Here is a 20,770-nt window from a genome sequence, read left to right as displayed (position 1 = left end):
AAGTGCTGAATAGTTTGTTTGTTTTTAACATGATAAAATCCGTTTCTTTTTTATTAGTGTTGGTTTATTTGCTATGCATGACAATGCAGTCTCTCGACTTCGTCAATATCGACTTTCAGTTTCAACCCGTCCTTTTAAAGCCAGAGGATTTCGGATAAAACGCTGTAGCTTCTGCTTATTACCTGAAAAGCAGTGCCTTTGTGACACAATTGTCAGCCAACCTGCAAAAAGCCAATTTTGTTTATTGATGTATGATACTGAAGTAATGAAACCAAGTAATACAGGGAAATTAATTGCCGATGTATTACCAGACACCCAGGCATTTTTATGGTCCCGTACTACTCCTGAACAGGCCTTGCTTGACCTAATCAATACACCAGATAAGCAAGCTTATGTTGTTTTCCCTGAAAGCTATGCTTCGAGTGGACGTGTTGTATACAACCAGCTCCCAGTTAATAGCAAACCCCCTCTGTTTATCCTTTTAGATGGTACATGGAGTGAAGCGCGTAAAATGTTTCGTAAAAGCCCTTACCTCGATTCATTACCTATCTTTTCACTTAATGAAGCCAGTAAATGTGATTACGTGCTTCGCCAAGCCGCAAGAGAAGATCAACATTGTACTGCTGAAGTAGCTGCGTCTATTTTAGAAAATGTGGGTGATATAAGTGCATCACAACAACTCTTTTCCCATTTTAGTTACTTTCGTCAACAATATTTAATCGGAAAACCAGACCGCCGTCAGGCAAAAGAAGAGTAAATCAGCTACATTGAATAAAAGTTGATAAGCAAACTCTGGAGTGGATATGAGCCAACGAGGTCTTGAAGCACTATTGCGTCCTAAATCTATTGCGGTAATTGGTGCCTCTGAAAAATTAGGTCGTGCAGGAACCACTATGATGAAAAATCTACTCAGTGGTGGATTTAACGGACCTGTGTTTCCAATTAATCCCTCTCGTGGCTCTGTCTCAGGGGTTTTTACTTATCCGTCTATTGATAAATTACCCCAAGTTCCTGATCTAGCAATTATCTGTACCCATCATCACCGTAACCTTGAATTACTAAAGCAATTAGGTGGATCAGGTTGTAAGGCTGTTATTGTCCTTTCAGCACAGCCTGTACAGTTTCAACCAATAAAGTTGCTCTGCCAGCAATATCATATCCGTTTGCTAGGCCCTAATAGTTTGGGTCTTTTAGCACCTTGGCAGGGACTAAATGCCAGTTTTTCACCTCTCCCTGTTAAAAAAGGAAAACTTGCTTTTATTTCACAATCGGCGGCTGTCGCCAATACTATTTTAGATTGGGCTTATTATCGCAATATTGGGTTTTCTTACTTTATTGCCTTAGGAGATAACCAAGATATACAAGTCGATGACTTACTGGATTTTCTAGCAAGAGACAGCAAAACTAGCGCTATTTTATTGCATTTAGAGCATATTAAAGATGCTCGCCGTTTTATGTCTGCCTCTCGAAGTGCTTCACGCAACAAACCTATTTTGGTCATAAAAAGTGGTCGTACCCAAAAAGCGCAGCTGTTATTGGGTGATACGCCAAGTTATGACATCGCTTATGATGCCGCATTTCAACGCGCAGGGTTATTACGCGTACAAGATACCCATGAAATGTTTTCTGCCGTAGAAACTCTTAGCTATATGACGCCCCTAAAAGGCGAAAGATTGATGATTATGAGCAATGGCTCTGCACCTGCGGCCATGGCAATAGATGAGCTATTCTTGCATTCAGGCAAGCTGGCGAAACTGACAGATGAAACAACGCAAAAACTACAAAGTGTTATTCAAGAAAAAAACACCATCCGTAATCCATTAAACTTGGGTGATGATACAACCGTTGATCGCTATGTTGCAACGCTCAATTGCTTATTAGATAGTCATGATCATGACGCTTTATTACTTATTCATACCCCAAGTGCTATTGCACCTAGTATTGAAACAGCACAACGCGTCATAGAAGCCATCAATAAACACCCTCGACGTAAATGGCTTACCGTTTTTACTAACTGGGGCGGAGAATATTCATCTCAACAATCACGAAAATTATTTAGTGAAGCGGGTATTCCTACTTATCGCACCCCTGAAGGTGCTGTTACTGCATTTATGCATATGGTGGAATATCGTCGGAACCAAAAACAATTAAAAGAAACACCTGCATTGCCTTTAGATGTCAAAATGAATACGCAACAAGCGCACCGTTGTATTGAAGAGGCATTACAGAATAAGCAATATCGATTAGATACACACCAAGTTCAGCCAATTATGGAAGCTTATGGTTTCAATACACTTCCTACTTGGATTGCTCATAATGCACAAGAAGCGGTAAGTATAGCGGAAAAAATTGGCTATCCCGTTGCACTAAAATTACGTTCTCCGGATATTCCTCATAAATCTGAAGTTCAAGGTGTCATGCTTTACCTACGTGACAGCACTGAAGTTTCATCAGCGGCTCATGCCATTATTGAACGAGTAACAGAACTCTACCCTCAGGCTCAAATTCAGGGTTTATTAGTGCAAAGTATGGCAAATCGAGCAGGCTCTCAAGAGCTGCGTGTGGCAATTGAGCAAGATCCTATTTTTGGCCCATTAATTCTATTGGGTGAAGGGGGAGTTGAGTGGCAAATTGAAACTAAGGCCGCCGTTGCATTACCGCCTCTGAACATGGCACTTGCCCGTTATTTGGTAATTAACGCCATTAAAAGTGGAAAAATACAGCCAAGAAGTGCTTTACAGCCTCTAAATATCTTAAGCTTAAGTCATTTTTTGGTACAGGTTTCTCATCTACTTTTAGATTGCCCACAAATAGTTAGGCTAGATATTCACCCATTACTGGCTTCTGGCAATGATTTTACACTATTAGATGTTGCAATGGAGTTAGCACCACTGCAAGGCGATCCCCACCAAAGACTTTCTATCCGCCCTTATCCTAATGAATTAGAAGAAACATTTTATCTAAGAGATAGCAATCCTTGTTTTATTCGTCCTATTTTACCTGAGGACGAACCTCTACTAAAAACGTTTATTAACCAAGTGACAAAAGAAGATCTTTACTATCGTTATTTTAGTGAAATAAGTGAATTTACTCATGACGATCTCGCGAATATGACTCAAATTGATTATGATCGAGAAATGGCATTTGTCGCCATTCGAAATCCAGATGATCAACCTGAAATCATTGGTGTAGCCCGTGCAATGGCAGATCCGGATAATCAACATGCTGAATTTGCTATCCTTGTACGATCTGATTTAAAAGGAAATACTCTAGGTCATCAACTTATGACTAAACTTATCAACTATACTAGAGTACATGGCATTAAACGTTTAACCGCAATAACCATGCCTGAAAATCGCAACATGATAAGTTTAGCGAAAAAATTAGGTTTTTCGGTTGAAGTACAGTTTGATGAAGGAATAGTGAATCTTGACTTGCTTCTTTGATCCTCAAAAGAGCTGTAAGTGCGATAATCATAAGTGAAAGTTTTGTTATGTGATTATTCACGCATCCTTTGATAAATTAGCTATATATGATGATTTTATGCGTACATCCCATATAACTAATGTTATGATCAGAAGATCGGTTAAAGAAAATCTACATGGACGATGGCTCCATCTGCCATCATAAACAAGAGAACTAAGCACTGTGATGTTGTCTAAACTAAAACTTGCTAAGCATCAACAACACCTTGCACAACTGCCTAAATTAGCTCAGTCAGTTGCTGATGTTGAAACGCTTTATCAGACGTCCGCGTTTCGCAGCACCTTATTGAAATATATTGCTCAAGCCAAAAAAGAGATCTTTATTACAGCTCTTTATTTAGAGCACGATGAGGCTGGTGAAGAGATCCTTGATGCACTTTACACCGCAAAACAACAACGTCCTGAATTATCCATTACCGTTATTGTTGACTGGCACCGTGCTCAACGTGGGCGAATTGGTGTCTCTGCTGATGCGACAAATGCAGATTGGTATTATCATGTTGCACAGCAACATCCTGATATAGAGCTCCCTATCTATGGGATCCCTGTTAATACTCGTGAAGCACTAGGTGTATTACACCTTAAAGGCTTTATCTTTGATGATACGGTTATTTATAGTGGTGCAAGCATTAATAATGTGTATTTGCATAAGCTAGATAAATATCGCTATGACCGATATCATATTATTCAAAATAGTGAATTAGCGACCACAATGAAACAGTTTATTGTGAATGATCTTCTGCAATCTGAAGCTATTCAACGTCTTGATATTAAAGATAGAGTTCGTTGTGCTGAAATAAAAAATTGCATACGTCAATTTCGTTTTAATTTACGCACACGTGATGGCTATGATATTAAAGCCAATGCTTCTAATCATGAATTAGCAGTAACGCCTTTAGTAGGTTTAGGTAAGAAAAATATCTTAAATAAGACCATTTCTCACCTAATGGCTTCTACAGAAGAAAAATTAGTTATTTGCACTCCTTATTTTAATTTACCAGCGATCCTTGTTCGTCAAATCAGCCATTTATTAAGAAATGGCAAACAAGTCGAAATTATTATTGGTGATAAAACAGCAAATGATTTTTATATTCCACCTGAAGAGCCGTTTAAAATTATTGGTGCCCTGCCTTATCTCTATGAAATCAATCTGCGTAAATTTACCCAGCGTTTCCAACGGTTTATTGATAATGACCAATTAACACTAAGGCTCTGGAAAGACAGTGATAATACCTATCACTTAAAAGGTATGTGGGTTGATGATAATTGGCAATTAATTACAGGTAATAATCTTAACCCACGAGCATGGGGATTAGATTTAGAAAATGCGATATTAATTCATGATCCTAAACATGAATTGCATGAGCAACGGCATAAAGAGCTAGCCTGTATTCGCCAAAAAACACGTATTGTAAAACATTACCAAGAGCTAGAAAGTATTAAGCTTTACCCACTTAAAGTGAAAAAATTAATCAAGCGATTACGACGTATTCGTGTTGATAGATTAATTAGCCGTATACTTTAACGCTAGCACTTCCTGCTTCGAAGCCTTACTTAATATCAGTAAGGCTTTTTTGTATTAACAATCATCTTTTATACTCTACATATCTTATTTATGATCATAAATTCTCTGTGAGAAGGCTTTTATTTTTATGAAACTAAAGCTCAAATATGGTTCTGTGATAATTTTATTTTCAATAATGACTTTAACAGGTTGCCAGTCATTTCATTTTGCCAATGATAATTGGCGAGGAAAAGATAAAGCTCAACATTTCTTGTTTTCTATGGTGGCATCAGCGGGTGCGAATGCTTATGCAGATCATCAAAATTATGGCCATAGAGAGGGATTATTAATTGGGCTCTCGTTTTCGATTAGTTTAGGGGCTGTAAAAGAGCTTTATGATAGTCGTCCAGAAGGCACTGGCTGGAGTTGGCATGATTTTGCTTACGATGTTGCAGGGGCAGCGGCAGGTTCATTACTTTATCAGCAATTAAAATAGTTTTTTATTCAGAGTATCTAAGCTCCAAACGCAAAAAAGCCAACCCAATGGGTTGGCTTTTTCGTCTTATTTAATGCCTGGCAGTTCCCTACTCTCACATGGGGAGACCCCACACTACCATCGGCGCTACAACGTTTCACTTCTGAGTTCGGCATGGGATCAGGTGGGACCGCTGCGCTATGGCCGCCAAGCAAATTCTTCAAATTCTTTAATTATTCGTCTCATCCTGAGACTCACCCCTTTGGGGCCAGTGCTCCGCACTGTTCCAGTTTGTTCCAGACAAACTGGTCTGTTTTATTACCCGCGTTTTCCCTTTCGGTTAGTCGCCAGTAATATTCAATCTTAAACAAGCTTACTTCATCTACTTTTCGTCTCTCAGACAAAACACCTTCGGTGTTGTCAGGTTAAGCCTCACGGTTCATTAGTACTGGTTAGCTCAACGTATCGCTACGCTTACACACCCAGCCTATCAACGTCTTAGTCTTAAACGTTCCTTTAGGTCACTCAAGGTGACAGGGAAGACTCATCTCGAGGCAAGTTTCCCGCTTAGATGCTTTCAGCGGTTATCTCTTCCGCACTTAGCTACCGGGCAATGCCATTGGCATGACAACCCGAACACCAGTGGTGCGTTCACTCCGGTCCTCTCGTACTAGGAGCAACCCCTCTCAATCTTCCAACGCCCACGGCAGATAGGGACCGAACTGTCTCACGACGTTCTAAACCCAGCTCGCGTACCACTTTAAATGGCGAACAGCCATACCCTTGGGACCTACTTCAGCCCCAGGATGTGATGAGCCGACATCGAGGTGCCAAACACCGCCGTCGATATGAACTCTTGGGCGGTATCAGCCTGTTATCCCCGGAGTACCTTTTATCCGTTGAGCGATGGCCCTTCCATTCAGAACCACCGGATCACTAAGACCTACTTTCGTACCTGCTCGAGCCGTCACTCTCACAGTCAAGCTGGCTTATGCCTTTGCACTAACCGCATGATGTCCGACCATGCTTAGCCAACCTTCGTGCTCCTCCGTTACTCTTTAGGAGGAGACCGCCCCAGTCAAACTACCCACCAGACACGGTCCCCGATCCAGATTATGGACCTAGGTTAGAACATCAAACGTTAAAGGGTGGTATTTCAAGGTTGACTCCATGCAGACTGGCGTCCACATTTCATAGTCTCCCACCTATCCTACACATCAAGGCTCAATGTTCAGTGTCAAGCTATAGTAAAGGTTCACGGGGTCTTTCCGTCTTGCCGCGGGTACACTGCATCTTCACAGCGAGTTCAATTTCACTGAGTCTCGGGTGGAGACAGCCTGGCCATCATTACGCCATTCGTGCAGGTCGGAACTTACCCGACAAGGAATTTCGCTACCTTAGGACCGTTATAGTTACGGCCGCCGTTTACTGGGGCTTCGATCAAGAGCTTCTCCCTAAGGATAACCCCATCAATTAACCTTCCAGCACCGGGCAGGCGTCACACCGTATACGTCCACTTTCGTGTTTGCACAGTGCTGTGTTTTTAATAAACAGTTGCAGCCAGCTGGTATCTTCGACTGGCTTCGGCTCCGTCCGCAAGGGACTTCACTTACCGCCAGCGTGCCTTCTCCCGAAGTTACGGCACCATTTTGCCTAGTTCCTTCACCCGAGTTCTCTCAAGCGCCTGAGTATTCTCTACCTGACCACCTGTGTCGGTTTGGGGTACGATTGTTGGTAACCTGAAGCTTAGAGGCTTTTCCTGGAAGCAGGGCATCAATTGCTTCACCACCTTAGTGGCTCGTCATCACACCTCAGCATTAAGTGACCGGATTTGCCTAATCACTCTGCCTACATGCTTGAACCGGGACGACCGTCGCCCGGACAACCTAGCCTTCTCCGTTCCCCCATCGCAGTTACCACCAGTACGGGAATATTAACCCGTTTCCCATCGACTACGCTTTTCAGCCTCGCCTTAGGGGTCGACTCACCCTGCCCCGATTAACGTTGGACAGGAACCCTTGGTCTTCCGGCGTGCGGGTTTTTCACCCGCATTATCGTTACTTATGTCAGCATTCGCACTTCTGATACCTCCAGCATACCTCACAGTACACCTTCGCAGGCTTACAGAACGCTCCCCTACCCAACGAACGTATCCTTAAATTCGCTTATCTGGCTTTCGCCTCGACTTTAATGGACGCATTGACGTCTCTTCGTTCCGTCAATCGTTTCTCACTCAAACAAATTTAAGTGATACGTTCGCTGCCGCAGCTTCGGTGCATGGTTTAGCCCCGTTACATCTTCCGCGCGGGCCGACTCGACCAGTGAGCTATTACGCTTTCTTTAAATGATGGCTGCTTCTAAGCCAACATCCTGGCTGTCTGAGCCTTCCCACTTCGTTTCCCACTTAACCATGACTTTGGGACCTTAGCTGGCGGTCTGGGTTGTTTCCCTCTTCACGACGGACGTTAGCACCCGCCGTGTGTCTCCCGTGATAACATTCTTCGGTATTCGCAGTTTGCATCGAGTTGGTAAGTCGGGATGACCCCCTAGTCGAAACAGTGCTCTACCCCCGAAGATGAGTTCACGAGGCGCTACCTAAATAGCTTTCGGGGAGAACCAGCTATCTCCCGGTTTGATTGGCCTTTCACCCCCATCCACAAGTCATCCGCTAATTTTTCAACATTAGTCGGTTCGGTCCTCCAGTTAGTGTTACCCAACCTTCAACCTGCCCATGGATAGATCACCGGGTTTCGGGTCTATACCCTGCAACTCATTCGCCCAGTTAAGACTCGGTTTCCCTACGGCTCCCCTATACGGTTAACCTTGCTACAGAATATAAGTCGCTGACCCATTATACAAAAGGTACGCAGTCACCCCATCCTCAAATGTCCCGCTTGCTTTTACTGTCAAACTGGCTCGATTTTTTAACTTCCGTTGCTCGTGTACTTCTATGTACACTGCGCGACGGCTTGAAATAATCAATCCATTTTGTAGGTAAACGCTTCGCTGTTTTCGAGTGGTTTGTCCAATCACTCAGTGCAAGGCACTTGAGTGATGGGGCTCCTACTGCTTGTACGTACACGGTTTCAGGTTCTTTTTCACTCCCCTCGCCGGGGTTCTTTTCGCCTTTCCCTCACGGTACTGGTTCACTATCGGTCAATCAGGAGTATTTAGCCTTGGAGGATGGTCCCCCCATATTCAGACAGGATAACACGTGTCCCGCCCTACTCGTCGAGTTCACAATAACAGCATCTTCAGATACGGGGCTATCACCCTTTACTGCCGGACTTTCCAGACCGTTCTCCTGATGCTGCTATTGATTAAGACTCTGGGCTGTTCCCCGTTCGCTCGCCGCTACTAGGGGAATCTCGGTTGATTTCTTTTCCTCGGGGTACTGAGATGTTTCAGTTCTCCCGGTTCGCTTCATGACGCTATGTATTCACGTCATGATAATATCCATTGGATATTGGGTTTCCCCATTCGGAAATCGTCGGTTATAACGGTTCATATCACCTTACCGACGCTTATCGCAGATTAGCACGTCCTTCATCGCCTCTGATTGCCTAGGCATCCACCGTGTACGCTTATTCGCTTAACCTCACAACCCGAAGGTGTCTCTTCTTGAAGACGTCTGGGTGGTGATGACTGTGCAGATTACATTTCGTCGTTGGGCAGTGCTCGCCATGCTCACATACTCATGTATGTTGCGCTGACTGTGCGCTGGCCGCCTCGAACTGTAAATTGCTCGCTCATCCCACTTTGATGTCGAAAAACACATTCAAAGTTTGAGATTTTGAGAGACTCATCAATATACCTCGGTGATATATTGATTTGTTTTCAATTTTTCAGCTTGTTCCAGATTGTTAAAGAGCAAAATAATTCGCAGTATACTATTGCTAATATACTCTGAATTATTGTTTTTATATTCAAGAGATTATGGTGGAGCTAAGCGGGATCGAACCGCTGACCTCCTGCGTGCAAGGCAGGCGCTCTCCCAGCTGAGCTATAGCCCCATAATGCATTCTTAATACCGTGTCGTTTCTCAGGTTTCTCTCTTATCAGGAATTTCCTTTAAGTAAGAATTGAGCCAATCGCAGTGAGACAAGGCGTGGAGTCACGAAGTTTACATTAAGTAAACGAGTGAATTCACAACGCAGTATCAATACGATTTGGTAGGCCTGAGTGGACTTGAACCACCGACCTCACCCTTATCAGGGGTGCGCTCTAACCACCTGAGCTACAAGCCTATACCGGTATTTCTGCTCGTTCTTCATCAGACAATCTGTGTGAGCACTACACATAACACGTATCTCTTAGGTAAGGAGGTGATCCAACCGCAGGTTCCCCTACGGTTACCTTGTTACGACTTCACCCCAGTCATGAATCACAAAGTGGTAAGCGCCCTCCCGAAGGTTAAGCTACCTACTTCTTTTGCAACCCACTCCCATGGTGTGACGGGCGGTGTGTACAAGGCCCGGGAACGTATTCACCGTAGCATTCTGATCTACGATTACTAGCGATTCCGACTTCATGGAGTCGAGTTGCAGACTCCAATCCGGACTACGACAGACTTTATGAGTTCCGCTTGCTCTCGCGAGGTCGCTTCTCTTTGTATCTGCCATTGTAGCACGTGTGTAGCCCTACTCGTAAGGGCCATGATGACTTGACGTCATCCCCACCTTCCTCCGGTTTATCACCGGCAGTCTCCTTTGAGTTCCCGCCATCACGCGCTGGCAACAAAGGATAAGGGTTGCGCTCGTTGCGGGACTTAACCCAACATTTCACAACACGAGCTGACGACAGCCATGCAGCACCTGTCTCAGAGTTCCCGAAGGCACTCCTCTATCTCTAAAGGATTCTCTGGATGTCAAGAGTAGGTAAGGTTCTTCGCGTTGCATCGAATTAAACCACATGCTCCACCGCTTGTGCGGGCCCCCGTCAATTCATTTGAGTTTTAACCTTGCGGCCGTACTCCCCAGGCGGTCGATTTAACGCGTTAGCTCCAGAAGCCACGGTTCAAGACCACAACCTCTAAATCGACATCGTTTACAGCGTGGACTACCAGGGTATCTAATCCTGTTTGCTCCCCACGCTTTCGCACCTGAGCGTCAGTCTTTGTCCAGGGGGCCGCCTTCGCCACCGGTATTCCTCCACATCTCTACGCATTTCACCGCTACACATGGAATTCTACCCCCCTCTACAAGACTCTAGCCAACCAGTTTCAGATGCAATTCCCAAGTTAAGCTCGGGGCTTTCACATCTGACTTAATTGACCGCCTGCGTGCGCTTTACGCCCAGTAATTCCGATTAACGCTTGCACCCTCCGTATTACCGCGGCTGCTGGCACGGAGTTAGCCGGTGCTTCTTCTGCGGGTAACGTCAATTGACAAAGGTATTAACTTTATCACCTTCCTCCCCGCTGAAAGTACTTTACAACCCTAAGGCCTTCTTCATACACGCGGCATGGCTGCATCAGGCTTGCGCCCATTGTGCAATATTCCCCACTGCTGCCTCCCGTAGGAGTCTGGGCCGTGTCTCAGTCCCAGTGTGGCTGATCATCCTCTCAGACCAGCTAGAGATCGTCGCCTAGGTGAGCCATTACCTCACCTACTAGCTAATCCCATATGGGTTCATCCGATAGCGCAAGGTCCGAAGAGCCCCTGCTTTGGTCCGTAGACGTCATGCGGTATTAGCCACCGTTTCCAGTAGTTATCCCCCTCTATCGGGCAGATCCCCATACATTACTCACCCGTCCGCCGCTCGTCAGCAAGAAAGCAAGCTTTCTCCTGTTACCGCTCGACTTGCATGTGTTAGGCCTGCCGCCAGCGTTCAATCTGAGCCATGATCAAACTCTTCAATTAAAAGCGTTTGATGCTCAAAGAAATCGAAAACTTAGCTATTCATAAATGAATTTACTTTTGTTGTTCACTCTTCAAGACTTGATACATCTAATATTTTAGAAGATATCGTCTCTGCGAGTGCCCACACAGATTGTCTGATAATTTGTTAAAGAGCAGTGCAACATTTGCTGCCGTTTCCGGTCTTCTGCGTTGTTGCGAGGAGGCGTATATTACGTTATTCCTCTGAAGAGTCAAGAGTTTTTTCAAACTTTTTTCTTTTCTCTTCGCTGTCCTTCGTGGCTGTTGTCAGCTCATCGTCGGTCAGTGGATGCGCATTATAGGGAGTTTTCTGAATGTGACAAGCATTATTTTAAAAAAACTTTCCGACAGCGTACTTAATAATCAAATCGGTCTTCTTGGTGTAAATAGTAGACAATCATTGTGTAAAAAAGTTTCAAATATAAAAAAAACACCATTTGCAGATTATCTTTATTCTTCCTTACAAAAACACAAACCATAAAAAAGAGGCTTATATAAGCCTCTTTTTCTGTTTCACAGTTATCTCTTATAATAGAAAAGATGCTCTATTACTGTTTTGCAATTATCTTATTATCATCTAAATCTAAGATAATCTCTTTGCCTGGCAATAACTTACCTGACAAAATATCTTGAGCCAGTGGGTTTTCAACCTCTTGTTGGATAGCTCGTTTCAATGGACGAGCACCATAAATTGGATCAAAACCAACTTCACTCAATTTTTCTAATGCTGCACCTGTAATAGTGACGTGATAACCACGCTCTTCTAAACGTTGGTATAAACGACGTAACTGAATTTGTGCAATCGCTGCAATGTTTTCTTTGCCTAATGGGTGGAATACCACAACTTCATCAATACGGTTAATAAACTCTGGTCTGAAATGATGGCCAACTACATCCATCACTATTGTTTTCATTTCAGGATAATCAAGTGTCCCGAAACGTTCCTGAATTAAATCAGAACCTAAGTTTGATGTCATAATCACAACAGTATTACGAAAATCTACGGTTCTACCTTGTCCATCAGTTAAACGACCATCATCCAATACTTGTAATAAGATATTGAATACATCAGGGTGCGCTTTTTCAACTTCATCTAATAAGATGACTGAATAAGGACGACGACGAACTGCTTCTGTTAAATATCCACCTTCTTCGTAACCAACATATCCTGGAGGCGCACCCACTAAACGAGAAACGGAGTGTTTTTCCATAAACTCAGACATATCGATACGAACCATTGCATCATCACTATCAAACAAGAAGTTTGCTAGTGCTTTACATAATTCTGTTTTACCCACCCCTGTTGGTCCTAAAAATAGGAACGAACCAATTGGGCGATTAGGATCAGACAACCCAGCACGACTGCGGCGGATCGCATTTGATACTGCGCTTACAGCTTCTGCCTGACCAATAACACGTCTATGTAATTCTTGTTCCATTCTTAGCAGTTTTTCACGCTCCCCTTCTAGCATTCTAGAAACAGGAATACCGGTCCAACGCGCTAAGATTTCAGCAATTTCAGCATCAGTGACTTTATTACGTAACAGCTTCATATGTTTATCTTCAGCTTTATTCGCTTCAGCAAGCTGTTTTTCTAACATCGGAATTTGCCCATATTGGATTTCTGACATTTTTGCCAAATCACCACTACGGCGAGCTTGCTCTAATGCAATACGAGCTTGCTCTAATTCTGATTTAATATGTTGAGTTCCTGTCAGCTCTGCTTTTTCTGCTTTCCACTCTTCTTCTAAAGCGGAATATTCTTTCTCTTTTTCAGCAAGCTCTTCATTTAGCATTTCTAAACGCTTTTTACTTGCATCATCAGACTCTTTTTGCAGGGCTTGTTGTTCAAGTTTCAGCTGAATAATACGTCTATCAAGTCTATCTAATGCTTCTGGTTTTGAATCCATTTGCATACGTAGGCTTGCACCTGCTTCATCAATTAAGTCAATCGCTTTATCTGGTAACATACGATCCGATATATAGCGATGTGATAAAGTCGCAGCTGCAACGATAGCTGGGTCTGTAATTTGAACATGATGATGAAGTTCATAACGTTCTTTCAGACCACGTAAAATAGCAATGGTATCTTCTACTGTTGGCTCTGCTACATACACTTTTTGGAAACGGCGCTCTAAAGCAGCATCTTTCTCAATATATTGACGATATTCATCAAGTGTTGTTGCACCAACACAGTGTAACTCACCACGTGCTAAGGCAGGTTTTAACATATTACCCGCATCCATAGCACCATCGGCTTTACCTGCACCAACCATTGTATGTAATTCATCAATAAACAGAATTACACTACCTTCCTGTTTAGATAAATCATTTAAAACTGCTTTTAAACGCTCTTCAAATTCACCGCGATATTTAGCGCCAGCTAATAAAGAGCCCATATCAAGAGAAAGCACACGTTTATTTTTTAAACCTTCTGGTACTTCGCCGTTAACAATACGTTGAGCTAATCCTTCAACAATCGCCGTTTTACCGACACCCGGCTCACCGATAAGCACTGGGTTATTTTTAGTACGACGTTGTAAAACCTGAATGGTTCTTCTGATTTCTTCATCACGACCAATGACAGGATCAAGTTTGCCTTGTTCTGCTCTTTCCGTTAAATCCACAGTATATTTTTTCAATGCCTGACGTTGGTCTTCTGCATTTTGATCGTTCACTGTTTCTCCACCACGTATTTTTTCAATCGCTATCTCAAGACTTGCTTTATTAGCACCCGCAGCTTTTAGCATATCAGCAACTTGACCACCGGTTTCCATTGCAGCTAAAAGGAAAAGCTCTGAGGAAATAAATTCATCACCTTTTTTCTGTGCTAACTTATCGCACAAATTAAGATGTTTAATAAGATCATTAGAGGGATGAACCTCTCCACCAGCACCTTCAACTTTAGGTAATCGAGACAAAGCTTCATTAATTCGCTCATTAAATTGCGATGCATTAACACCTGTTGATGTTAATAGAGGGCGAATTGAGCCACCTTGTTGATTAAATAACGCACTCAGTAAATGTATGGGTTCTATAAATTGATTATCGTTCCCAAGTGCCAATGACTGGGCGTCTGCGAGAGCTTGCTGGAATTTATTGGTTAATTTATCCAGACGCATAACACCTCCAAGTAAAATTTAAAGTAAAATTCGTAACTGGAGAATAGATGAGGTCATTTTGACAATATTCAAGCTCAAAATAAAAATTTTGAGCAAAAATATTTATCAATATTTGAGATAAGTGAGAAAAGCGGTTGAGAGAAGTTTATTTAATCCAGATTAATGATGCCATTCGACCTGTTATCTGTTCACGTCTATACGAAAAGAAACGCGATTTCTCTGTCACAGTACAGAAATCACCACCGTAAATCTGAGTTACCCCATTTTCCTGTAAAATTATTCTCGCTAACATATAGATATTAGCTAAATATTTATCATTATGAGGAATAAATGCAGGATCAAAGGCCTTATTTTTTTCAATAAAGGCCAAACGTACTTCAGCCCCAACTTCAAAAGCATTGGGGCCAATTGCAGGTCCCAACCATGCCATTATTTGATGTTTGGGTGCTTTAAACTGTGCAAGTGTATTTTGTAATACACCATGGCAAAGCCCTCTCCATCCACCATGTGCTGCACCAACTTCTGTTCCATCAAGCGTTGTAAAAAGAACAGGTAGGCAATCTGCCGTCATAATTGCACAAACTTTTTTCTCGGTAGCGGTATAAAGGGCATCACCTTCTACTTCATTATTTTTCTCAGCTTTTAACGTAACAACGTGAGTGCCATGAACTTGTTCAAGCCATAATGGCATTTCAGGTAACTGCGCTTGTTGGCAGAGTCTACGCCTATTTTCTTCAACGCAAGACAATTCATCACCAACATGTGTACCTAAATTAAGGCTATGATAAGGCGGTAAACTGATACCGCCTTCTCTGAGCGTACTGCAAGCCCCAATATTCTCAGGTTGTGGCCAATCTGGAAAAATCAATGAAGTCATTTACCAATCCATTTCATCTTTAAATTGTTCAGCATCATCTTTTAATACATCGATAAGCTTAACCATATCATCAGGTAACGGCGCATGCCATTCCATTTCAATACCCGTGATCGGATGATAAAGACGTAACATTGTTGCGTGTAATGCTTGTCTATCAAATAAACGTAGCGTTTCACGCAACTCTTCTGATGCACCTTTTAAAGGGCGTGGTCTTCCTGCATAAAGCTGATCACCAATTAATGCATGATGAATATGCGCCATATGAACACGAATTTGATGGGTACGCCCCGTTTCTAAGCGTAAACGTAAACGTGTATGAGCACGGAAATGCTCCATGACGCGATAATGCGTTACTGCTGGTTTACCCATTGGGTGTACAGCCATATGCGTACGCTTAGTCGGATGTCGAGAAATGGGTTCATTGACTAATCCACCCGCTGTCATCCTTCCGGTCGCAACTGCTTCATACTCACGCGTGATTTCACGACGTTGTAAAGCTTCAACTAGATGAGTTTGAGCAGGAACTGTTTTTGCAACAACCATTAAACCTGTTGTATCTTTATCCAAACGATGGACAATACCTGCGCGAGGTACATTAGCAATTTCAGGATAACGATAAAGTAATGCATTTAATACGGTACCATCAGGGTTACCAGCACCAGGATGAACAACGAGATCCCTTGGTTTATTGATAACTAAAATATCGTCATCTTCATAAACGATATTTAACGGAATATTCTGAGGCTCCCAGCGTGCTTCCTCTTCAATTAAGGCATCGACTTCAATTTTTTCACCGCCAAGCATTTTTTCCTTTGGCTTATTGATGATTTTATCGTTAACCTGCACTCTATTGTCTAAGATCCACTCTTTTATACGAGATCTTGAATAATCAGGGAACATTTCGGCCAAAGCCTGATCTAAGCGTTGACCCAGCTGTGAATCTGCGACTGTAGCATTAAGTCGTATTTGTTGAGACATAAATAGTTTTCTATTAATTAAGTTAGTGTTTTGACGGCACAGCCGTTTCATTTAAAATGAGTTATAGTGTAACCGATTTTAGGGGAGCTTCACGGAGAGACTCCCCAAACCTATTCAGAGGATAATCAATACGTGATGAGACGCATTAAATACCTGGTGGCAGCGGCCACTGTAAGCCTGTTACTTTCTGGCTGTTCGAGTTCAGACAAAGACGCTACTGCCGATATGTCGCCTTCTGAGCTTTACACAACCAGTCAGGAAAAATTGCTAGATGGCAATTATGGAGCGGCTATCAAACAATTAGAGTCTCTCGATAATCGCTATCCTTTTGGCCCTTACTCGCAACAAGTTCAGCTCGACTTGATTTATGCTTATTATAAATCAGCGGAACTGCCAATGGCGATTACTGCAATCGACCGTTTTATGCGATTAAACCCAACCCATCCTAATATTGACTATGTTCTTTATATGCGAGGCTTAACTGCTCAAGCATTAGATGATAGTGCATTACAAGGATTCTTTGGTATTGATCGTTCAGACCGTGATCCTCAACATGCAATTGTGGCATTTAAAGACTTCAGTCAATTAGTACGTTATTACCCTGATAGCCTTTACGTCGCTGATGCAACCAAGCGCCTTGTCTTTCTTAAAAACCGTTTAGCGAAGTATGAACTTTCAGTTGCGAAATTCTATACTAAACGAGGGGCTTATGTCGCGGTTATTAATAGAGTAGAGCAAATGATGCGTGATTATCCTGATACACAAGCTACTCGTGATGCGCTTGAATACATGGAAAACGCCTATAAAGAGTTAGGTCTGACACAAGAAGCAGATAAAGTGGCTTCATTGATTGCAGCAAATCCAGCTTAACCCAAACATCACTATCAAAAACAGCAGCTTATCGCTGCTGTTTTTTTATTCTTTTTTAGCTAAATTATCTTTACTTTTCATCAGCCCAACCTTCCTAATATGACTGAATAAATACAACTTAACAAGCGCTCTTTTTCAACTATTTATCATTTGTCACGTTTCTATTACTTGTTACACATACAACCAACAAAAAGTGATTTTGATCATGTTTTTAATTGTGTATCACGATATTCTGAAGTTATCGAAGACGGAGTAATTAAGAGGTAACTATATGATTATAAATATTACTAGCAAACAAATGGAAATTACCCCAGCACTACGTGAACACATTGAAAGCCGTCTAACTAAACTTAATAAATGGCAGGTGAATTTAATCAATCCTCGTATTATTCTGACAAAAGATCCTAAAGGTTTTAGTGTTGATGCCAGCATTCACATACCAAATGGGCAATTGGTCGCTAATGCACAACACACAGATATGTATGTCGCTATTAATGATTTGTTAGCAAAACTTGAGCGCCAATTAAACAAAGTTCAGCATAAAAATGAATCTCGTCGGGCTGATAACAGCTTGAAAGAAGAAAATTTACTTGTCGATGAAATGTAAATAGTAAAGCTAGATTAAAAATTAGAATAAATCACTGACTCAAAACGCCTCTGCGCATCCTCGTGATGCGCTTTTTATTGTATTTTTCTTGACTCCTTTCACATCATCATGTTTGATAGCTATATGTTAAATAATTTACCAAACAATATAATGACGACGCATTCGTTTTTGTCTTTCTTCTTTTTCTTTTTACTCTTTCATTAAGAGGCTTTGTCATTTCAGAAAGAAAAGTAAGAACGACAATAGCCTCCAAAAATGGAGGCTTTTTTTATTTATAATGGTATGACGCAAAAGTATAGGGCTAAAACATGGAAAAACTCGATTTATTAGCAATCAGAGATAAAATCACAACGTTAGATTCAGAATTACTCACGTTGTTAGCAAATAGACGCCAATTATCTGCTGATGTCGCTCAATTTAAATTGAATACACATCGCCCTATTAGAGATAAAAATCGTGAGCGTGAATTACTTGATTTATTAATTGAGAAAGGAAAAAAAGTTGGTCTAGATGGTTTTTATATCAGCCGCATTTTTCAAATGATTATTGAAGATTCCGTATTAACCCAGCAAGCTATTTTACAGCAACACCTAAATGCGACACCAAATGAATCTGCAAGGATTGCTTATTTAGGCCCTAAAGGCTCTTATTCACATATTGCTGCTCGCCAATATGCGGCTCGTCATTTTGATACAATTATCGATTGTACTTGTCACAAGTTTGACGATATTTTCACACTGGTTGATACAGGGCAAGCTGATTACGGTTTATTGCCTATTGAGAATACCAGCTCTGGCGCAATTAATGATGTTTACGATTTACTGCAAACAACATCACTGTCTATTGTGGGTGAAATTCGTATTCCTATTAATCATGCACTTTTAACCAGCGTTGATAGTTCGACAGAAGAATTGCAAACTATTTATAGCCACCCTCAACCTTTCCAACAATGTAGCCATTATTTAAATCAGTATCCAAACTGGAAAATTGAATATTGCGAAAGTACGGCCGCTGCAATGGAAAAAGTAGCTCTTACACAATCACCACATGTTGCCGCTATTGGTAGTGAAGCGGGTGGATCTCTTTATGGCTTAAAACCCTTAGCGAATAATTTAGCAAACCAGCAAATAAACGTAACACGCTTTATTGTTATCGCACGTAAAGCGATTGATGTGTCAGAGCAAGTTCCTGCAAAAACAACGTTCTTAATGGCTACAGGGCAACAAGCGGGGGCTTTAGTCGATGCTCTAATGATTTTAAAAAAATACGACATTATTATGACAAAATTAGAATCTCGCCCTATTAATGGTACGCCTTGGGAAGAGATGTTTTATATTGATGTTCAAGCTAATCTGCGTGATATAAATATGCAAAAGGCTTTACATGATTTATCACAAACAACACGATCATTAAAAATATTAGGATGTTATCCTTCAGAGAACGTAGTGCCTGTCGAAGTAAAATAATAAAAAAGCGCATTCATTAATAAATAAGCCAGATAGTGCATCACTATCTGGCTTCTCTTTTTATCTCATATTTTTACGTTATCTCTAATTATAAGAAACCATACATCGCTGCAAATACCCAACCAAAGACACAGGAAACTGTTACACCAATTAATCCCGGTAGGATAAAACTATGGTTTATAACAAAACGCCCTATTCGAGTTGTACCAGAACGGTCAAATTGAATAGCCGCTAAGTCACTAGGATAAGTTGGCAAAATATAGTAACCATAACAAGCGGGTGCAGATGCAATGATATAAGCAGGATCAACACCAATACCTAATGCTAAAGGAACAATTGCGGCTAAAGCTGCTGCTTGAGAGTTAACAAACTTAGATACCAATAATAAAACCACAGCATAAGCCCAAGGATATTCTCGTACTAATTGTCCTAATGCTGCTTCTATTTCTTTCATATGTGCAGAGAACATGGTTTCTGCCATCCAAGCAATACCATATACAGCAACAATTGCTATCATCCCTGAACGGAATACTTCATTTTTAGATATAAGAGACGGATTGGTTTTACAAATAATAATAATTGATGCGCCCGCTAATAACATAAACATCTGAATAACGAGCACCATAGATAACGGTTTACCATTAAATACAGGACGTATTTCAGAAAAAGCACCTAATATCGCAACAACGGCAATAGCACCTAAAAATATCCACATTGCCACCCAGTTTTTCATTGGCAATTTTTTATCTAAAAGTGTTGCTGTATCACCGTAAACATAATCATGGTTTTCAGGAACTGAAATAAACTCTTGGAAGCGTTGGTCTTTATCTAAATCCTTACCTCTAAACCAACTAAAAATACCAATCGCTAAAATACCAATAAAAGTAGAAGGAATAGTAATTGCTAATAAATCTAAAAACTCAAGATGCTTACCATTAAAAGTGACATCACCTAACATTGCCACTAAGGTTACAACTGCAACAGAAACAGGGCTTGCAATAATCCCCATTTGCGAGCCTATAGTACTTGCTGCCATTGGCCTTTCTGGTCGGATATTATTTTTAATCGACACATCATAGATAATTGGCAAAATGGTATAAACAACGTGTCCCGTACCACACAGGATTGTGAGTGTACAAGTTACAAGTGGTGCAACAATAGAAATATATTTTGGATTTTTACGTAATAATTTTTCTGCTATTTGCAACATAACATCTAATCCACCTGATGCTTGTAATGTCGCAGATGCAGAAACAACAGCAATAATAACTAACATTACATCAACTGGCGGTTTTCCTGGTGGTAAGTTAAAAATGAAAACTAAAATAACTAAACCGACACCACCGAGCAGACCTAATGCTATTCCCCCTTTCCTAGCTCCATAAAATAGACACACTAATATAATGGCGAGTTGTATTATAAAATCCATAGTTTACCCCTTGAAAAACACGTCGGAATACAAATAAAAAATAATACAATTGATTTTTTAGCACTTCTTGTAAAAAAC

At 41.5% G+C, this 20,770-nt stretch carries 12 protein-coding genes, 2 tRNA genes, 3 rRNA genes and 1 other annotated feature; of the genes, 8 read left to right on the top strand and 9 right to left on the bottom strand.

Features of this window, described 5'->3' with window-relative positions:
• Positions 1-73: 73 nt before the first annotated feature.
• The 4 genes from LG402_RS05130 (at position 74) to LG402_RS05115 (ending at position 5,485) form a co-directional block, all read left to right on the top strand.
• Positions 74-757 carry a tRNA-uridine aminocarboxypropyltransferase gene (locus tag LG402_RS05130; protein WP_227336546.1) on the top strand — a complete coding sequence of 228 codons (684 nt, stop codon included), beginning with the start codon at positions 74-76 and terminating at the stop codon, positions 755-757.
• Positions 758-803: 46 nt separating this feature from the next.
• Entirely contained in the window at positions 804-3,446 is a 2,643-nt protein-coding gene (locus LG402_RS05125) for a bifunctional acetate--CoA ligase family protein/GNAT family N-acetyltransferase (RefSeq protein WP_227336545.1), read from the top strand.
• A gap of 205 nt (positions 3,447-3,651) precedes the next feature.
• A complete protein-coding gene (pssA, locus tag LG402_RS05120) occupies positions 3,652-5,010 on the top strand; it encodes a CDP-diacylglycerol--serine O-phosphatidyltransferase (RefSeq protein ID WP_166540962.1) in 1,359 nt (452 codons plus the stop codon).
• Positions 5,011-5,137: 127 nt separating this feature from the next.
• Entirely contained in the window at positions 5,138-5,485 is a 348-nt protein-coding gene (locus LG402_RS05115) for a YfiM family lipoprotein (RefSeq protein ID WP_227336544.1), read from the top strand.
• A 75-nt stretch (positions 5,486-5,560) separates the two neighbouring features.
• On the opposite strand, the gene rrf is transcribed toward LG402_RS05115, so the two are convergent.
• From rrf to LG402_RS05090, 5 genes are all read right to left on the bottom strand, one after another.
• Positions 5,561-5,676 (bottom strand): 5S ribosomal RNA (gene rrf / locus LG402_RS05110).
• Between the two features lie 209 nt (positions 5,677-5,885).
• A 23S ribosomal RNA gene (locus LG402_RS05105) occupies positions 5,886-9,062 on the bottom strand.
• Between the two features lie 339 nt (positions 9,063-9,401).
• Positions 9,402-9,477: transfer RNA gene (locus tag LG402_RS05100), tRNA-Ala, on the bottom strand.
• 157 nt (positions 9,478-9,634) lie between these two features.
• Positions 9,635-9,711, bottom strand: a tRNA-Ile gene (locus LG402_RS05095).
• A gap of 71 nt (positions 9,712-9,782) precedes the next feature.
• Positions 9,783-11,325 (bottom strand): 16S ribosomal RNA (locus LG402_RS05090).
• The 16S, 23S and 5S rRNA genes sit together here with 2 tRNA genes alongside, the layout of an rRNA operon.
• A gap of 334 nt (positions 11,326-11,659) precedes the next feature.
• On the opposite strand from LG402_RS05090, the gene LG402_RS05085 reads away from it, so the two are divergent.
• On the top strand, positions 11,660-11,824 hold the full coding sequence (locus tag LG402_RS05085) for a hypothetical protein (RefSeq protein WP_227336543.1): 165 nt from the start codon (positions 11,660-11,662) through the stop codon (positions 11,822-11,824).
• A gap of 67 nt (positions 11,825-11,891) precedes the next feature.
• On the opposite strand, the gene clpB is transcribed toward LG402_RS05085, so the two are convergent.
• From clpB to rluD, 3 genes are all read right to left on the bottom strand, one after another.
• Positions 11,892-14,465 carry an ATP-dependent chaperone ClpB gene (clpB, locus tag LG402_RS05080; RefSeq protein ID WP_166540963.1) on the bottom strand — a complete coding sequence of 858 codons (2,574 nt, stop codon included), beginning with the start codon at positions 14,463-14,465 and terminating at the stop codon, positions 11,892-11,894.
• 145 nt (positions 14,466-14,610) lie between these two features.
• Positions 14,611-15,342 carry a purine nucleoside phosphorylase YfiH gene (yfiH, locus tag LG402_RS05075; RefSeq protein WP_166540964.1) on the bottom strand — a complete coding sequence of 244 codons (732 nt, stop codon included), beginning with the start codon at positions 15,340-15,342 and terminating at the stop codon, positions 14,611-14,613.
• Positions 15,343-16,320, bottom strand: a complete 978-nt coding sequence (rluD, locus tag LG402_RS05070; RefSeq protein WP_166540965.1) for a 23S rRNA pseudouridine(1911/1915/1917) synthase RluD — start codon at positions 16,318-16,320, stop codon at positions 15,343-15,345.
• Positions 16,321-16,455: 135 nt separating this feature from the next.
• Here rluD and bamD point away from each other — a divergent pair, with 135 nt between their 5' ends.
• The 3 genes from bamD to pheA all read left to right on the top strand — a co-directional run bounded on the left by bamD (position 16,456) and on the right by pheA (position 19,263).
• Positions 16,456-17,190, top strand: a complete 735-nt coding sequence (bamD, locus tag LG402_RS05065) for an outer membrane protein assembly factor BamD (protein WP_072070872.1) — start codon at positions 16,456-16,458, stop codon at positions 17,188-17,190.
• A gap of 271 nt (positions 17,191-17,461) precedes the next feature.
• Entirely contained in the window at positions 17,462-17,797 is a 336-nt protein-coding gene (raiA, locus tag LG402_RS05060) for a ribosome-associated translation inhibitor RaiA (protein WP_109409475.1), read from the top strand.
• Between the two features lie 155 nt (positions 17,798-17,952).
• Positions 17,953-18,069 (top strand) — a sequence feature (Phe leader region).
• Between the two features lie 36 nt (positions 18,070-18,105).
• Positions 18,106-19,263 carry a bifunctional chorismate mutase/prephenate dehydratase gene (gene pheA, locus LG402_RS05055; RefSeq protein WP_227336542.1) on the top strand — a complete coding sequence of 386 codons (1,158 nt, stop codon included), beginning with the start codon at positions 18,106-18,108 and terminating at the stop codon, positions 19,261-19,263.
• 88 nt (positions 19,264-19,351) lie between these two features.
• Here pheA and LG402_RS05050 read toward each other — a convergent pair whose 3' ends face one another.
• Entirely contained in the window at positions 19,352-20,692 is a 1,341-nt protein-coding gene (locus LG402_RS05050) for an anaerobic C4-dicarboxylate transporter (RefSeq protein WP_109409473.1), read from the bottom strand.
• Positions 20,693-20,770 lie beyond the last annotated feature (78 nt).

It is taken from the genome of Proteus sp. NMG38-2 (genome assembly GCF_020640995.1).
In the GTDB taxonomy this organism is placed as follows: Bacteria; Pseudomonadota; Gammaproteobacteria; order Enterobacterales; family Enterobacteriaceae; genus Proteus.
Note: the sequence above shows the minus strand (reverse complement) of the source record. Positions and strands in the feature narration are given on the sequence as shown.

Excerpts from the sequence above, each read along its gene's own strand:
- LG402_RS05130 (WP_227336546.1), top strand. The coding sequence starts at position 74 with ATGCATGACAATGCAGTCTCTCGACTTCGTCAATATCGACTTTCAGTT.
- LG402_RS05125 (WP_227336545.1), top strand. The coding sequence starts at position 804 with ATGAGCCAACGAGGTCTTGAAGCACTATTGCGTCCTAAATCTATTGCG.
- pssA (WP_166540962.1), top strand. The coding sequence starts at position 3,652 with ATGTTGTCTAAACTAAAACTTGCTAAGCATCAACAACACCTTGCACAA.
- LG402_RS05115 (WP_227336544.1), top strand. The coding sequence starts at position 5,138 with ATGAAACTAAAGCTCAAATATGGTTCTGTGATAATTTTATTTTCAATA.
- clpB (WP_166540963.1), bottom strand. The coding sequence starts at position 14,465 with ATGCGTCTGGATAAATTAACCAATAAATTCCAGCAAGCTCTCGCAGAC.
- yfiH (WP_166540964.1), bottom strand. The coding sequence starts at position 15,342 with ATGACTTCATTGATTTTTCCAGATTGGCCACAACCTGAGAATATTGGG.
- rluD (WP_166540965.1), bottom strand. The coding sequence starts at position 16,320 with ATGTCTCAACAAATACGACTTAATGCTACAGTCGCAGATTCACAGCTG.
- bamD (WP_072070872.1), top strand. The coding sequence starts at position 16,456 with ATGAGACGCATTAAATACCTGGTGGCAGCGGCCACTGTAAGCCTGTTA.
- raiA (WP_109409475.1), top strand. The coding sequence starts at position 17,462 with ATGATTATAAATATTACTAGCAAACAAATGGAAATTACCCCAGCACTA.
- pheA (WP_227336542.1), top strand. The coding sequence starts at position 18,106 with ATGGAAAAACTCGATTTATTAGCAATCAGAGATAAAATCACAACGTTA.
- LG402_RS05050 (WP_109409473.1), bottom strand. The coding sequence starts at position 20,692 with ATGGATTTTATAATACAACTCGCCATTATATTAGTGTGTCTATTTTAT.